This window comes from Nocardia sp. CA-129566 (genome assembly GCF_050956075.1).
GTDB lineage: Bacteria > Actinomycetota > Actinomycetes > Mycobacteriales > Mycobacteriaceae > Nocardia.
In genome coordinates this window covers 8,266,748-8,280,359 of the sequence record NZ_CP192085.1, presented here as the reverse complement: position 1 = coordinate 8,280,359, position 13,612 = coordinate 8,266,748, and the positions used below count along the sequence as shown (strand labels likewise).

The 13,612-nt window shown below is 65.6% G+C and carries 16 protein-coding genes; 13 read left to right on the top strand and 3 right to left on the bottom strand.

Annotated elements, in window-relative coordinates; all coding sequences use genetic code 11:
- Positions 1 to 1,617: 1,617 nt before the first annotated feature.
- The 11 genes from ACQP0C_RS36980 to truA all read left to right on the top strand — a co-directional run bounded on the left by ACQP0C_RS36980 (position 1,618) and on the right by truA (position 9,747).
- Entirely contained in the window at positions 1,618 to 1,821 is a 204-nt protein-coding gene (locus ACQP0C_RS36980; RefSeq protein WP_433727731.1) for a hypothetical protein, read from the top strand.
- A gap of 1,995 nt (positions 1,822 to 3,816) precedes the next feature.
- Positions 3,817 to 4,188, top strand: coding sequence for a formyltransferase family protein (locus ACQP0C_RS36975; RefSeq protein ID WP_433727729.1), 372 nt, complete (start codon positions 3,817 to 3,819; stop codon positions 4,186 to 4,188).
- Entirely contained in the window at positions 4,169 to 4,477 is a 309-nt protein-coding gene (locus ACQP0C_RS36970) for a formyltransferase family protein (RefSeq protein ID WP_433727727.1), read from the top strand. The genes ACQP0C_RS36975 and ACQP0C_RS36970 overlap by 20 nt, the downstream gene beginning before the upstream one ends.
- A gap of 355 nt (positions 4,478 to 4,832) precedes the next feature.
- Positions 4,833 to 5,054: a translation initiation factor IF-1 gene (gene infA, locus ACQP0C_RS36965; protein ID WP_003418601.1), complete on the top strand. Its 222-nt coding sequence runs from the start codon at positions 4,833 to 4,835 to the stop codon at positions 5,052 to 5,054.
- 132 nt (positions 5,055 to 5,186) lie between these two features.
- A complete protein-coding gene (gene rpmJ / locus ACQP0C_RS36960; RefSeq protein ID WP_040686659.1) occupies positions 5,187 to 5,300 on the top strand; it encodes a 50S ribosomal protein L36 in 114 nt (37 codons plus the stop codon).
- 219 nt (positions 5,301 to 5,519) lie between these two features.
- Entirely contained in the window at positions 5,520 to 5,891 is a 372-nt protein-coding gene (gene rpsM / locus ACQP0C_RS36955) for a 30S ribosomal protein S13 (RefSeq protein ID WP_355185512.1), read from the top strand.
- A 10-nt stretch (positions 5,892 to 5,901) separates the two neighbouring features.
- Complete coding sequence (rpsK, locus tag ACQP0C_RS36950) at positions 5,902 to 6,315, top strand: 30S ribosomal protein S11 (RefSeq protein ID WP_014349147.1); 414 nt, start codon at positions 5,902 to 5,904, stop codon at positions 6,313 to 6,315.
- A 20-nt stretch (positions 6,316 to 6,335) separates the two neighbouring features.
- On the top strand, positions 6,336 to 6,941 hold the full coding sequence (gene rpsD, locus ACQP0C_RS36945; RefSeq protein ID WP_063039138.1) for a 30S ribosomal protein S4: 606 nt from the start codon (positions 6,336 to 6,338) through the stop codon (positions 6,939 to 6,941).
- 102 nt (positions 6,942 to 7,043) lie between these two features.
- Positions 7,044 to 8,102: a DNA-directed RNA polymerase subunit alpha gene (locus ACQP0C_RS36940; protein WP_067785162.1), complete on the top strand. Its 1,059-nt coding sequence runs from the start codon at positions 7,044 to 7,046 to the stop codon at positions 8,100 to 8,102.
- A 49-nt stretch (positions 8,103 to 8,151) separates the two neighbouring features.
- Positions 8,152 to 8,679: a 50S ribosomal protein L17 gene (rplQ, locus tag ACQP0C_RS36935; RefSeq protein WP_433727725.1), complete on the top strand. Its 528-nt coding sequence runs from the start codon at positions 8,152 to 8,154 to the stop codon at positions 8,677 to 8,679.
- A 195-nt stretch (positions 8,680 to 8,874) separates the two neighbouring features.
- A complete protein-coding gene (truA, locus tag ACQP0C_RS36930; RefSeq protein WP_433734759.1) occupies positions 8,875 to 9,747 on the top strand; it encodes a tRNA pseudouridine(38-40) synthase TruA in 873 nt (290 codons plus the stop codon).
- Positions 9,748 to 9,770: 23 nt separating this feature from the next.
- On the opposite strand, the gene ACQP0C_RS36925 is transcribed toward truA, so the two are convergent.
- The 3 genes from ACQP0C_RS36925 to ACQP0C_RS36915 are packed head-to-tail and all read right to left on the bottom strand — an operon-like array spanning position 9,771 to position 11,453.
- On the bottom strand, positions 9,771 to 10,616 hold the full coding sequence (locus tag ACQP0C_RS36925) for a helix-turn-helix domain-containing protein (RefSeq protein ID WP_433727723.1): 846 nt from the start codon (positions 10,614 to 10,616) through the stop codon (positions 9,771 to 9,773).
- Positions 10,613 to 11,137 carry a DUF6879 family protein gene (locus ACQP0C_RS36920; protein ID WP_433727721.1) on the bottom strand — a complete coding sequence of 175 codons (525 nt, stop codon included), beginning with the start codon at positions 11,135 to 11,137 and terminating at the stop codon, positions 10,613 to 10,615. Before ACQP0C_RS36920 ends, ACQP0C_RS36925 begins: the two co-directional genes overlap by 4 nt.
- A complete protein-coding gene (locus tag ACQP0C_RS36915; protein ID WP_433727719.1) occupies positions 11,100 to 11,453 on the bottom strand; it encodes a hypothetical protein in 354 nt (117 codons plus the stop codon). The genes ACQP0C_RS36920 and ACQP0C_RS36915 overlap by 38 nt, the downstream gene beginning before the upstream one ends.
- A 219-nt stretch (positions 11,454 to 11,672) precedes the next feature.
- Between ACQP0C_RS36915 and ACQP0C_RS36910 the strand changes: the two genes are divergently transcribed.
- On the top strand, positions 11,673 to 11,963 hold the full coding sequence (locus tag ACQP0C_RS36910) for a hypothetical protein (RefSeq protein WP_433727717.1): 291 nt from the start codon (positions 11,673 to 11,675) through the stop codon (positions 11,961 to 11,963).
- Between the two features lie 686 nt (positions 11,964 to 12,649).
- A complete protein-coding gene (locus ACQP0C_RS36905) occupies positions 12,650 to 13,576 on the top strand; it encodes a reverse transcriptase domain-containing protein (RefSeq protein WP_433725846.1) in 927 nt (308 codons plus the stop codon).
- Positions 13,577 to 13,612 lie beyond the last annotated feature (36 nt).

Below are 13,612 nucleotides of genomic sequence, written 5' to 3'. Positions count from 1 at the left end.
ATCGTCCGTCGCGGCCGACGCCTCAGCAGCGGTGCCATTCGCGGCATGCTCCATGCCGGTGACCTGCGGCAGGTCCGGACGCCCTACTCGGTCTGCCGCATTTGCCGTCCCCTCGGACGCCGAGCCGATACCTGCTGCAGCAGATCCGGTCGACGAATCCGCGTCCGTACTCTGCTGCGCATCGAATTCCCCTGGCGGCGGCGGCAGTTCGGGCCGCTGCCCGACCCGCGCAGCCGCCTGCTCGGGAGCGGACCGGCCCTCCGTCGGCCGCTGCGGCGCGAGCCACGGCGGCGGCTCATCGCCACCACGCGACACCGGCGCATCAGATTCGTCGTGCCGCGACGGCGAGCCATCCGATGGATGCGAGCCCGCCGGGTGCGCTTCGTCATGCCGCGACGGCGGACCGTCTATGTGCCGGTCGGCCGCTGGGCGCGGGTCATCGAGTCGCGATGGCGGGCCGTCGGTTCCGCGCGCAGCGGGCGAATGCGGCTCTGCGAGTCGCGCTGGCGGAGCGAGCCGGTCACTGTCCGAATGCTGTTCGGCAGTAGGCATCGACTCCGATTGCGCAGGAGCCGCCGAGGTCCGCGATCCCATACCGACGGCTTCGTCCCCCGGCTGCTCGGTGCGCGGGGTCTCGAGCCACGGCGGAGGCCCATCGACATCCTCGGTCGCCGACATCGCAGGCTCACCAGTCGTTGGCACACCGGAGCGTTCGCCGGTTGTCGGCATACCGGGGCGCTGGCCCGTTGTCGGCGTCGCGGGGTGTTCACCGGTCGTCGGGAAGCCCGGGTGTTCGCCGGTGGGCCGCATTGCAGGGCGTTCGTCGGTCGTCGGGTGTTCGCCGGTTGTTGGCATGCCGGGGTGCCCGCCGGTTGTTGGCGTGCCGGGGTGTTCGCCCGTTGTCGGCACGCCGGGATGCCCGCCCGTTGTCGGCGGTGCGGGGTGTTCACCGGTCGTCGGGAAGCCCGGGTGTTCGCCGGTTGTCGGCATGCCGGGGTGTTCGCCAGTTGTTGGCACGCCCGGGTGTTCGCCGGTTGTCGGCATGCCGGGGTGTTCGCCAGTTGTTGGCACGCCCGGGTGTTCGCCGGTTGTTGGCACGCTGGGGTGTTCGCCCGTTGTTGGCGTCGCGGGGTGTTCACCAGTCGTCGGGAAGCCCAGGTGTTCACCGGTGGGCCGCATTGCAGGGCGTTCGCCGGTCGTCGGGTGTTCGCCGGTTGTCGGCATACCGGGGTGTTCGCCTGTTGTCGGTGTCGCGGGGTGTTCACCGGTCGTCGGGAAGCCCGGGTGTTCGCCGGTGGGCCGCATTGCAGGGCGTTCGCCGGTCGTCGGGTGTTCGCCGGTTGTTGGCGTGCCGGGGTGTTCGACGGTTGTTGGCGTGCCGGGGTGCTCGCTGATAGACGGTGTGCTGGGGCCGTCGCCGGTGGTCGGTTCCCCAGGGTGTGCACCGGTCGGTGCAGACGGGATGGCAGGCGAATGTGGTTGCGCGGGGGCCTGATTCGGTGATGGCGGCAGGTCGGGGCGCGGCGACTGGTAGCGGACCGTCGCCTCGACGGACGCGGGCGGCTCGGTGGCAGCAGTCGATTGGCCAGCGCCCGGCTGCTGGGCAGCCTCAGATGGTTGGGCGGGCGGTTGTGCTGCGCCCGACTGTTGGGGCGCGCCTGGGTGATCCGGCGCGCCTGGGTGCTGCCAGCTACCTCGGTGCTGGGTAGCGCCTGGGTGATCCGGCGCGCCTGGCTGCTGGGTAGATCCGAGTTGTTGGGCAGCGGGCGGCTGTGCAGCACCCGGCTGTTGGGTGACACCTGGGTGCTGCGAGGCACCTGAGTGTTGGGCGGCGCCAGGCTGTTCGGGGCCGCCTGGCTGTTGGGTCGCGCCCGGCTGATGGGTGGCCGCGGGATGCTGCGGGGTTACCAGCGGTTGGGAAAGGGATGTCGGGGGCCTGCCGCTGCCGAGGGGATCGAAGCCAGCGGAGGGTTGGCGCGGGTTGCGGGTCGGCAGTGGGTGGCCGCTTTGCCATGCGTTGGCCGGGTGCGACGAACCGTGCGCAGGGGCATCCGGATGTGCCAGTGGACCGGAGTCGTGACGCGAATCGGGCTGTGGTGGGCGCGGTTCGCCGAACTCGGGGCCGTGCGCCGCAGGGCCACCGTGCGGCTCGGCTCCGTGCAAGCCGCCCGGTCCTCGCTGCTGCTCGGGCCCACGGTGGGCGTCGGGTCCGAGATAGGCATCCGATCCGCGCTGTTGCTCAGGTCCCCGATAGGCCTGCGGTCCACGGAAGGCGTCCGGTCCGCTGTGCTGGTCGGGTCCTCGGAAGGTTTCGGGTCCGCTGTTTTGGTCTGGTCCTCGGAAGGTTTCGGGTCCGCTGTTTTGGTCGGGTCCTCGGAAGGTTTCGGGTCCGCTGTTTTGGTCGGGTCCTCGGAAGGTTTCGGGTCCGCTGTGCTGGTCGGGTCCTCGGAAGGTTTCGGGTCCGCTGTGCTGGTCGGGTCCTCGGAAGGTTTCGGGTCCGCTGTTTTGGTCGGGTCCTCGGAAGGTTTCGGGTCCGCTGTTTTGGTCGGGTCCTCGGAAGGTTTCGGGTCCGCTGTGCTGGTCGGGTCCTCGGAAGGTTTCGGGTCCGCTGTGCTGGTCGGGTCCTCGGAAGGTTTCGGGTCCGCTGTGCTGGTCGGGTCCTCGGAAGGTTTCGGGTCCGCTGTGCTGGTCGGGTCCTCGGAAGGTTTCGGGTCCGCTGTGCTGGTCGGGTCCTCGGAAGGTTTCGGGTCCGCTGTGCTGGTCGGGTCCCCGGAAGGCGTCGGGTCCGTTCTGCTGCTCAGGTCCGCGGAAGCCGTCCGGCCCGCGCTGCGCATTCGGCGCGCTGTGCAATTCGAAACCCGGCCCGGCCAACTCACGTGGCGACGGACTGCGGCGCTGCGGGTCGGGCTGATCCTCGGACTGTTCGTCCTTACCCTTGCGCCGACCGAAGCGGCGCTTGTCCCGGCGCCCCGCCTCGGGCCGCTCGGTCTCGGGAGCGCGCTTGGAACGCCCACGCCGAGAGGGCGCTTCGTCGATGAGGTCGTCGTGTGGCAGGTTCTGAACGGGCGCTTCGTAGCCGCCGGTGACATCACTTTCGGAGAGCCACGGAGGCAGCATGGGGAGGCCGTCATTATTACGGCTCACACGTCCCCCTTTGGATCTGCTCGACCTATACCTGGGCTGTGGTCAGTTTACGCGACGACTCTCGCCCATCATGGGTGGGGAGTCGGCCGAATGGCCGGTTTCTGAACACCCCATCGGCGGGTTCCGTTGGCCCCCTGCGCACCTCGTCGGCAACGCGTCGCGAAATAATTGCGAAGTAAAAGTAGCTACGCGACACCCCACTTGTCCGGTGTATTGCGGCACAAGAGTTTCGCGGTGGCGGCCGCGCTGACCTACCACGCCAGCACACATCTCGGCTAACCAGCCGATTCACAGTTCGCCATCCCGTCGCGAACCCGCCGCCGCTTCCCCACCGTGCACGTCGACTTCGAGCGGCGCTACCGCGATCGCGGCTGATGGAACGCGCCGCGCACAAATCCGGTGATCGCCCCGGCGGGCCTGTGCGCAGTCCTCGGCCTGAGCTTCGCCACCAGCGTCCTTACTCATCTCGACGATCTCCGGCGGCCTCTGCTCCTCTCGCGAGCAACGTCATCGCCGACGCAATGCATACCTGTGTGCCGGAGCAGTCTTGACCTATTACCCGCGGAACTTCCCAACTACACAGTCCTGTTCGGATCTACCTTGCGCTGTTCGGGGATAGTCCGCGCGGGTTGTTGCGGAGTTCGGATTATCGAATCTGGGGTGTGCGGGAGAATGCCGTTCGTGCCTGAGCTCCGGGTGGGTGTCCTCGTTTCGCACAACGGTTCCAACCTGCATGAGGTGCACATGGCCGCTCTGGAGCCGGGTGCTCGATTCGAGGTTGTGGCTGTGATCAGTAACAACAGCGGTTCGCGCGGGTTGGCCTACGCGAAGGAGAACCGAATCCCGACGCGGCACCTGTCGGGGCGCACGCATCCCGATCCCGATGAGCTCGACGAGGCCATCAGGGCGACGCTGGAGCAGGAGTCGGTGGACCTGGTGGGGACTGCTGGCCACATGAGGAAGCGCGGGGCCGCGCACGCGTGGGCAGTTTGCGTCTCGGATCATCAATGTCCACCCGGCCCTATTGCCGCGCCACGGCGGTAGCGGCAGGTTCGGTGCGCACGTCCACTGCTCGGTGCTGGCTGCTGGTGACAGGGTGAGCGGAGCGTCGATTCATCTGGTCGACGGCGAATACGACACCGGTGAGGTCATTGCGCAGTTGGAGGTCCCGGTGTTGCCCGGAGACACCGTCGAGGTGCTGAGTCGTCGGGTGCTCGAGGCGGAGCACCGGCTTTTGCCGATGGTTGTGCAGCAGATCGCTACTGGGCAGCGGCCCCAGCCGAACATTGGATGCGAGTACGCTGGCCGGAGTCCGCAGTCCGACGGCGGATAGGGGAGGGCGGTTCGTCGTCGCGCTGTGCACGATCGGTTGCTGTTCCGCATCGATGACGAGGGCGCGGACGGACAGCTCCGATGTGTCCGCACCGCCGTGCTGGTCACCCGATTACGCAGGCGGCGACCCGATGATCCGCGCCGGCCGACACGCGCAAGCTGCGGATAATAGGCGGTCCAGACCGCGTTGACCAGGGCGAATTGGTCTGCCCGCGAATAAACCGGTAAGCTTGGTCGGCGGTGCACCTACGCGCCGACTGTCTGCATGCCGCCGGTCCGGTCAACTGACCGGTTACATGCAAACAGATACAAGGCAATCAAACCAGGTTTGAGCGTAAACCGGGATCGCGGAGGACATGGCGAAGAAGGACGGGGCCATCGAGGTCGAGGGTCGAGTTGTCGAGCCGCTGCCCAATGCGATGTTCCGGATCGAGCTCGAGAACGGGCACAAGGTTCTCGCGCACATCAGCGGGAAGATGCGGCAGCACTACATTCGCATCCTCCCCGAGGACCGTGTGGTCGTCGAGCTCTCGCCCTACGACCTGTCGCGCGGCCGCATCGTTTACCGCTACAAGTGATCGCGTGCGGTCCTCGGCTGGCGAGGACGGCGTGACCATCGAGCCGCCAGGCTCACCACAAGGCTTCCCCAGTCTTCCGACTGGGGAAAAACTGTGTTCACACCTGTGTGAACCGAACAAGATTGGACGGACGTGAAGGTTCAGCCGAGCGTCAAGAAGATCTGCGAGAAGTGCAAGGTGATCCGCCGTCACGGTCGGGTCATGGTGATCTGCGAGAACCTGCGCCACAAGCAGCGCCAGGGCTGATTTTCGCCGCACCAGCCGGGCACCGATCACTGATCGGCTTGGCCAACTGAAAGAAGAACTCCCAGCTCCAGCCGCACACTGCGGAATTCGGGCCGCACGGTTCCTCGGAATCGCAGAGCCCGAGGTGTGCGAGCCAACCACCGGTACGGAGGCCGGTGCCCCAGCAGACGAGGGGACGGACAGGGAGCAGACCTCCGCAACGATTAAGGAACCTGCCACATGGCACGTCTCATGGGCGTTGATCTTCCGCGCGAAAAGCGCATGGAGATCGCGCTGACCTACATCTACGGCATCGGCCGTACCCGCGCCAAGGAGATCCTCGACGCGACGGGCGTCAGCCCCGACCTGCGCTCGAAGGATCTCAGCGACGAGCAGGTCACGCAGCTGCGTGACTACATCGAGGGTTCGGCCCTCAAGGTCGAGGGTGACCTGCGCCGCGAGGTGCAGGCCGACATTCGGCGCAAGATCGAGATCGGCTGCTACCAGGGTCTGCGCCACCGTCGTGGCCTGCCCGTGCGTGGCCAGCGCACCAAGACCAACGCGCGCACCCGCAAGGGCCCGAAGCGCACCGTCGCCGGCAAGAAGAAGTAGGGGATAAAGGATGCCTCCGAAGAGTCGGGCCTCCGGCCCCAAGAAGACCCAGAAGTCGCGTCGTCGGGAAAAGAAGAACGTCCCGCACGGCCACGCGCACATCAAGAGCACGTTCAACAACACCATCGTGTCGATCACCGACCCGTCCGGCAACGTCATCTCGTGGGCGTCCTCGGGCCACGTCGGCTTCAAGGGTTCGCGCAAGTCGACCCCGTTCGCCGCGCAGCTCGCCGCCGAGAACGCGGCCCGCAAGGCGCAGGAGAACGGCGTCAAGAAGGTCGACGTGTTCGTCAAGGGCCCGGGTTCGGGCCGCGAGACCGCGATCCGTTCGCTGCAGGCCGCTGGCCTGGAAGTCGGCACGATCTCCGATGTCACCCCGCAGCCGCACAACGGCTGCCGTCCGCCCAAGCGGCGTCGCGTCTAGCGGGAAAGGAATAACGAAAAATGGCTCGTTACACAGGCCCTATCACCCGCAAGTCGCGTCGTCTGCGGGTCGACCTCGTCGGAGGCGACCAGGCGTTCGAGCGTCGTCCGTACCCGCCCGGCCAGCACGGCCGCGCGCGGATCAAGGAGAGCGAGTACCTGCTCCAGCTGCAGGAGAAGCAGAAGGCGCGTTTCTCCTACGGCGTCATGGAGAAGCAGTTCCGCCGGTACTACGAAGAGGCCAACCGCCTCAAGGGCAAGACCGGTGACAACCTGCTCCGTCTGCTCGAGACCCGGCTCGACAACGTCGTGTACCGCGCCGGTCTGGCGCGCACCCGTCGGCAGGCTCGCCAGCTGGTCAGCCACGGCCACTTCCTGGTGAACAACCGGGCCGTGAACGTCCCCAGCTTCCAGGTGACCCAGTACGACATCATCGATGTCAAGGAGAAGTCGCTCGGCACGCTGCCGTTCCAGGTCGCGCGGGAGACCGTCGGCGACCGCCCGGTTCCGGGCTGGCTGCAGGTGCTCCCCGGTCGTCTGCGGATCCTGGTGCACCAGCTCCCGGAGCGCGCTCAGATCGATGTACCGCTGCAGGAACAGCTGATCGTCGAGTACTACTCGAAGTAACAGCTTTCGTGCTGGTGGGTGACCGCCTGAACCAGGTGGTCACCCACAACCCCCAAAACGTGGGCATCAAATAGTGGGTGCCCGTACAGGAGGATGATCCTAATGCTGATTTCACAGCGTCCGACGCTGACCGAAGAGGTCGTCGCCGAGAACCGTTCGAAGTTCACCATCGAACCGCTCGAGCCGGGCTTTGGTTACACCCTCGGCAACTCGCTGCGGCGTACCCTGCTGTCCTCGATCCCGGGGGCCGCGGTCACGAGCATCCGTATCGACGGCGTCCTGCACGAGTTCACCACCGTTCCCGGTGTGAAGGAGGATGTCACCGACATCATCCTGAACCTCAAGGGTCTGGTCGTGTCCTCGGAGGAGGACGAGCCGGTCACGATGTACGTGCGCAAGCAGGGCCCGGGCACCGTCACCGCCGGTGACATCGTGCCGCCCGCCGGAGTCGTCGTGCACAACCCGGATATGCACATCGCCACCCTGAACGACAAGGGCAAGCTGGAGATCGAGCTCGTCGTCGAGCGCGGTCGCGGTTACGTCCCGGCGGTGCAGAACAAGGCGTCCGGCGCGGAAATCGGCCGGATCCCGGTGGATTCGATCTACTCGCCGGTGCTCAAGGTGACCTACAAGGTCGAGGCCACCCGTGTCGAGCAGCGCACCGACTTCGACCGTCTGATCCTGGACGTGGAGACCAAGAACTCCATCAGCGCCAGGGACGCGCTCGCCTCGGCGGGTAAGACCCTGGTCGAGCTCTTCGGCCTGGCCCGTGAGCTCAACGTCGAAGCCGAAGGCATCGAGATCGGCCCGTCCCCGGCCGAGGCGGATCACATCGCCTCGTTCGGCCTGCCGATCGAGGATCTGGACCTCACCGTCCGGTCCTACAACTGCCTCAAGCGCGAGGGTGTGCACACGGTCGGCGAGCTGGTCGCCCGCACCGAGTCGGACCTGCTGGACATCCGCAACTTCGGCCAGAAGTCCATCGACGAGGTCAAGGTCAAGCTGCACGCGCTCGGCCTCTCGCTCAAGGACAGCCCGGCGTCGTTCGATCCTTCGTCCGTGGTGGGTTATGACGCGAGCACCGGAACGTGGAGCGACAGCGGCACGTTCAGTGACACCGATGGCGGCGAGCAGGACTACGCCGAGACCGAACAGCTCTAGGCCGTCGGGGTAGGCACCCCGGCTCGGCCTCACACAAGGAGAACAAACAATGCCCAAGCCCAAGAAGGGTGCCCGCTTCGGCGGGTCGGCGTCGCACCAGAAGGCGATCTTCGCCAATCTGGCCACGGCGCTCTTCGAGCACGGTCGTATCACGACCACCGAGGCCAAGGCCAAGGCGCTGCGCCCCTACGCCGAGAAGCTGGTCACCAAGGCGAAGGGCGGCACCCTGGCCGACCGTCGCGAGGTGCTCAAGGTGATCCGGAACAAGGACGTCGTCCACGAGCTCTTCGCCTCGATCGGGCCGTCGTTCGAGGGCCGCGAGGGTGGCTACACCCGCATCACCAAGACGCTGCCCCGCAAGGGTGACAACGCGCCGATGGCGGTCATCGAGCTGGTCCGGGAGAAGACCGTGACCAACGAGGCCGACCGCGCTCGCCGCGTTGCCGCGTCCAAGAAGGCCGAGGCGCCCGTCGCCGAGACCGTTGTCGAGGACAAGGCCGACGAGGCCGTCGCCGAGACCGCCGAGGCCGAGGCCCCGGCTGCCGAAGAGGCCGCTGAGGACAAGAAGGACGCCTGACGTTCGCTCGCAAGTCCGGAATGAGCCCGCCGCCCCCCAGTGGGTCGGCGGGCTCATTCGCATCCGTCCGAGATCACCGCGCTGGCATCGGGAATGGTTCCGGCCGGAGCGCCACCGGCGTTCGTATCGATTAGGAGATCGCCTGTGAGCGAGGAGGATTCGGTGGATTCGACCGTGTCGCACGAGCCTGCACCTGTGGCTTCGCCGGACGCGGCGGCCGATGCGCGGCCGGAGTCCGATGCCGGCTCGGTCCGGGTGCGGCTCGATATCAGTTACGACGGTACCGATTTCCTCGGCTGGGCGCGCCAGCCCGGTCTGCGCACCGTGCAGGGCGTGCTCGAGGAAGCGCTGAGCAAGGTGTTGCGCGAGCCGATCCAATTGACCGTCGCGGGCCGCACCGATGCCGGGGTGCACGCCGAGGGCCAGGTCGCGCATTTCGATACCGGCGCCGAACCCGATGCGGCCAAGCTGCTCCATCGCATGGCGCGATTTCTTCCGAAAGATGTGCGGATCACCGACATTCGCCTCGCCCCACCCGAATTCGACGCACGTTTCTCGGCGATCCGCCGCCACTATGCGTACCGGCTGACCACGGCACCCTATGGGGCCGAACCACTGCAAGCCCGCAGCGTCGTCGCCTGCCGCCACGACGTGGATCTGGAAGCCATGCGCGCGGCCTCGCAAAAGTTATTGGGCCTGCACAATTTCGCCGCCTTCTGCCGCCGCCGCGATGGTGCGACCACCGTTCGCGAACTCCAGCGCTTCGACTGGGAGCGCGACGGTGACCTGCTCACCGCCCACGTCAGCGCGGATGCTTTCTGCTGGTCCATGGTGCGCAGCCTGGTCGGCGCGGTGCTCGCGGTGGGGGAGGGCCGCCGCACTCCCGACTGGGTCGGCGGTTTGTTGAACGAGACCGAACGCTCCAGCTCGGTGACCGTGGCCCCCGCACATGGCCTCAGCCTCATCGGCGTCGACTATCCAGACGATTCCGACTTGGCCGCCCGCAACGCCCAAACCCGCGAAATGCGTTCGGTGCCAACCGTGGACGACGCCTGCTGCGGCGGCTGAACCCCATCTGGTCCCCGCCCAGATCAACTCGGGTCGCCGCGGCGGCGATCCAGTGCGGCCGTGATCAGGGCTCGCGCCTGGTCACCCACCAGCGCTTGCCTCGCGAGCACTTCGAACGCTCGGCCATAGATCGCGATCTCTCGCGGCTGCGCGATGGTCAACTCGGCGGATACACCCTCGACCAAAACCATTCGGTCGTCGTACATTACGAAGTTCGTCGACGGGGCCGGACAATACGCGTTCAACGGGACGACGCCGAAGGCCACGCGAGGCAACCCCATTGCCGCCAGTAGCCGGTCGAGTTGGCCGATCATTACGCTGTCATTGGCTGCATCGGTCAGCAGCGCTTGTTCACCGATGAGAATGTGGAAGCGGTGGTCACCTTTGTATAGAACTTGTTGACGTTCAAGCCTCTTGGCGACGCCGAGATCCAAATCATCGGGTATCCGATAGAAGTCGATAGCCTGCCGCAGAATTTCCTCGGCGTATTCCGCGGTTTGCAGCAGACCTGGGATGACGTATGGCTGGTAGACGCGGGTAATCCTGGTTCGCCCGGCAAGCTTCACCAAGGCGTCCTGCCCGCGCTTTGTTCCAGTGCTGAGGACGCGTCGCCACTCTACATAGGCACTGTCGATATGGCGAAGGGTGGCCAAGAGGTCGGGAAGTTGATCGGTCGCGTCGAGATGTTCGCAGTAGACCCGAATGTCGGCTTCGGACGGTGGACGCCTACCGTATTCGAGCTTGGATATCTTGGACTCGTGCCAGCTCGCCAGCTCTGCGAGTTTGCGCCCGGAAACCCCGGCGGCGCGGCGCATCTCCCTGAGCCGCTGGCCGAGCGCTTCCCTCGCCTCCTGGATGCTGCTGGTCACTGCTGGTGAATGGATACCTGGTCGACGTAGTCGGCGTATGGCGTTGCCAGATCCCAGAGACGGCTCTTCACGTCGCGGCAGTAAGCAGCGATGTGCGGATCGCTGGTCAGTGCCATGCCCACAGCCTTCCCGTCGTCGTCGACCAGGTTATATGCCACGAGTTCACCGTCGAACAGCCACCAATCATCAGGCGGTACAGCACCGGCGAGGTGGCGTGGTAGGTATCGGATATCCTCGCCGGCGGCGACGTTGTGCGCGGCTACGACCATGCCCCAACGCTGATAGTCCGTGTGTGGCACGGTCACTACCCGGACGCGGCTGAGCACGACACCTCGACCGGTGATTTCCCGCGCTTCGACGTCCCAGTCGTGGAACCAGGCGTAGTCGTCGGGCTCATTGTCGAGAAAACGCCGAAACGGACCGGATTCCATCGGGACCGCGTAATCATCCCTGACTTCGAGATGGAACGCCTCCTGCCGACATTCACGAAAGAGGTTGTCCCGCTGCTCGTCTCGAAGCATCAGCACCGTAGAGTGTCCTCTCTGTCCGAGGCACTTCGATCGCCGTCTCGTCGCTTTCCAGGTCCAGCTGATCGAGAGTCTCCGTATCGGTGATCGGTCGACCTGTGAGTGCGAAGGTCCCGCGCCCGGTGTCGGTGAGCGTGGCCCCGATCAACGTATCGCGCTCGGTGAAACCGAGCAGCAGGTGCGGGATTTCAACCGTGTCGGACCGATTGGTCTGCCAACCCGCGACGACGTAGCTGCCCTGATCGGTGGCGTACAGCGTCGGGCAGTCCTTCACTTGCGAGCCGCCCTTGCCGAGAAAGGTCAGATGCATAGCTTGCCCCCCCTTATGTTGCGATCTGCGCTGGTGGCCCCGCGCTGGCTCAATCCTCCCGCACTGTGCCGAGTTCCAATGCGAAATGGCCGAATATGGCCAAGTTTGGGCAAGTTCATGGAGCCTCACCGCGGTGGACTCCTACCGTCCAGGTAGGCGCTTAGGACCGGTGCAGCCGTCCTGGTCCCGAGCCGCTGACCATCGACGACGGAGGGTGAGATGGCGCTTACTGAACCGCAGGCAAAAGTGTTGGCCGCGTTGGCGAAACTAGAACCGAGCCGAGCGCTGACCGTTCGCGAACTATCCAGTTATGCGGGTCGTGGGGAAGCGGCCACGCGCGTGGCGTTGCGGGATCTGGTGGAGTCCGGACTCGCCCATGGTTCCCGCACGGTCCCGGTCGGGTGGCGGATCACCGATCGAGGGCGGTCGCTGCTCGATGCGCGGCAATATCGTGAATTGCTGGCGCGCGACGGTGCTGTCGCCACGAACATGAACGGGGCGGGCCGGTGAGGGCAACACCAACCGCGATCGGTTACCTGCGCAAGGACATCTCAGGCGTCTCCCAAGACTGGGATGAGATTCAAGTGCGCCGTGAGGCGCTGTTATCCATATTGGAGGTGCGATGACTCCGAAGTGATTGTGTCGCAGCATGATCGCTGTAGCTGAGGGCAGTCTGATCCGGGAGACGCCGGGGAGGATGGGAGCAGCCCTGACAACGCCGGGAGGTGTCAGCACTGCCGAATGGTGCCGGTCCGGCAAGCGTGGGACAAAGGTGGACGCAAGGAACCAGTGTGTTAAGCCCCTCAAGCGTCCCGTCAGCTCGAAACTCGGTGGATCTGGGCTGAATTGCGGTGCGCACCGTCGCTGGCGAATCGTTTGCGGCGGGAACTCCTGTGGCCGGCGTTTGGGTGTCGGCAGGGAGGTCACGGTGAAGGTCTGCGGCGTAGCCGTGACGATGCCGCAGGGGCATAGCTGGCCACCTCCTGTCCCGAATGGATAGCAGTGAACACGGGAACCACCCCGTTACGCCCGTGAACGGTCACGGCCAGTGATCGGTTACGGGCAGGCTCGTCGTCGGCAGAGGGAGCGTGGGTGGGGCGGAGGGGTCGTAGTAGTCCGAGGCCGGGAAAGCCGGTCACATGGCGAAGGACCCCAGTGGATGTCGCGGTGAGGAGCCGTAATGGACGGAGGCACTTGTGAATACGGGTGAGTCGTGGCCGGACTTCGACGAAGCCTGGTCTCGGGTACGTCGGATGCAGTCCAAGCTGCACTGGTGGTCGACCCGTGAGGCGGGTCGGCTGTTCGATGACCTGCACAACCTTGTGTATGACCCTGCGTTTCTGGTGCATGCCTGGGAAAGGGTTCACGGCAACAAGGGTGGACGAACAGCGGGTGTCGACGGGGTAGTTCCCCGCTCGATCCCGAAGGAGTCGATCGTATTGCTGTCGCAGCTGCGGACCTCGCTGAAGGAACGGACATTTCATCCGAACCTGGTGCGGGAGAAGCTGATCCCGAAACCGGGCAGTCCCACCAAGAAGCGCAGGCTGGGGATACCGACAACAGCGGACCGGATAGTACAGGCGTCGCTGAAGTTGGTGCTCGAGCCGATCTTCGAAGCCGATTTCCAGCCCAGCTCCTACGGGTTCCGGCCGAGAAGACGTGCTCAGGACGCGATCGCCGAGATTCACATGCTCGGCACCCATGGCTATCAGTGGGTGTTCGAGGCCGATATCGAGGCATGCTTCGACCGGATCGACCACACCGCTCTAGTGGATCGAATGCGTCACCGGATCGCGGACAAACGCGTTGTGGCCCTGGTCAAGTCTTTCCTCAAAGCGGGAATCCTGTCCGAGGACGGAATCGACCGGGACCCCCAGATGGGAACACCGCAGGGCGGGATCCTCTCGCCGCTGCTGGCCAATATCGCACTCTCGGTCCTCGACGACCACTTTCAACATAAGTGGGACGCCGCTGGCGGTGGAGTGCGATATCCAGAATCGCGGCGGGCGGCCCTGCGCAGGAAAGGATTCGCGACATACCGTCTCGTCCGTTACGCCGACTTATGCCGACGTCGGCATAAGTCGGCTTATGGGGACCGGTGGGTTATGCCGACCGTGGCGTGAGGGTGCTGGATAGGCGAGGTGGTGGGGCTGGTTGGT

Excerpts from the sequence above, each read along its gene's own strand:
- ACQP0C_RS36975 (WP_433727729.1), top strand. The coding sequence starts at position 3,817 with ATGCCGTTCGTGCCTGAGCTCCGGGTGGGTGTCCTCGTTTCGCACAAC.
- infA (WP_003418601.1), top strand. The coding sequence starts at position 4,833 with ATGGCGAAGAAGGACGGGGCCATCGAGGTCGAGGGTCGAGTTGTCGAG.
- rpsM (WP_355185512.1), top strand. The coding sequence starts at position 5,520 with ATGGCACGTCTCATGGGCGTTGATCTTCCGCGCGAAAAGCGCATGGAG.
- rpsK (WP_014349147.1), top strand. The coding sequence starts at position 5,902 with ATGCCTCCGAAGAGTCGGGCCTCCGGCCCCAAGAAGACCCAGAAGTCG.
- rpsD (WP_063039138.1), top strand. The coding sequence starts at position 6,336 with ATGGCTCGTTACACAGGCCCTATCACCCGCAAGTCGCGTCGTCTGCGG.
- ACQP0C_RS36940 (WP_067785162.1), top strand. The coding sequence starts at position 7,044 with ATGCTGATTTCACAGCGTCCGACGCTGACCGAAGAGGTCGTCGCCGAG.
- rplQ (WP_433727725.1), top strand. The coding sequence starts at position 8,152 with ATGCCCAAGCCCAAGAAGGGTGCCCGCTTCGGCGGGTCGGCGTCGCAC.
- ACQP0C_RS36920 (WP_433727721.1), bottom strand. The coding sequence starts at position 11,137 with ATGCTTCGAGACGAGCAGCGGGACAACCTCTTTCGTGAATGTCGGCAG.
- ACQP0C_RS36915 (WP_433727719.1), bottom strand. The coding sequence starts at position 11,453 with ATGCATCTGACCTTTCTCGGCAAGGGCGGCTCGCAAGTGAAGGACTGC.
- ACQP0C_RS36910 (WP_433727717.1), top strand. The coding sequence starts at position 11,673 with ATGGCGCTTACTGAACCGCAGGCAAAAGTGTTGGCCGCGTTGGCGAAA.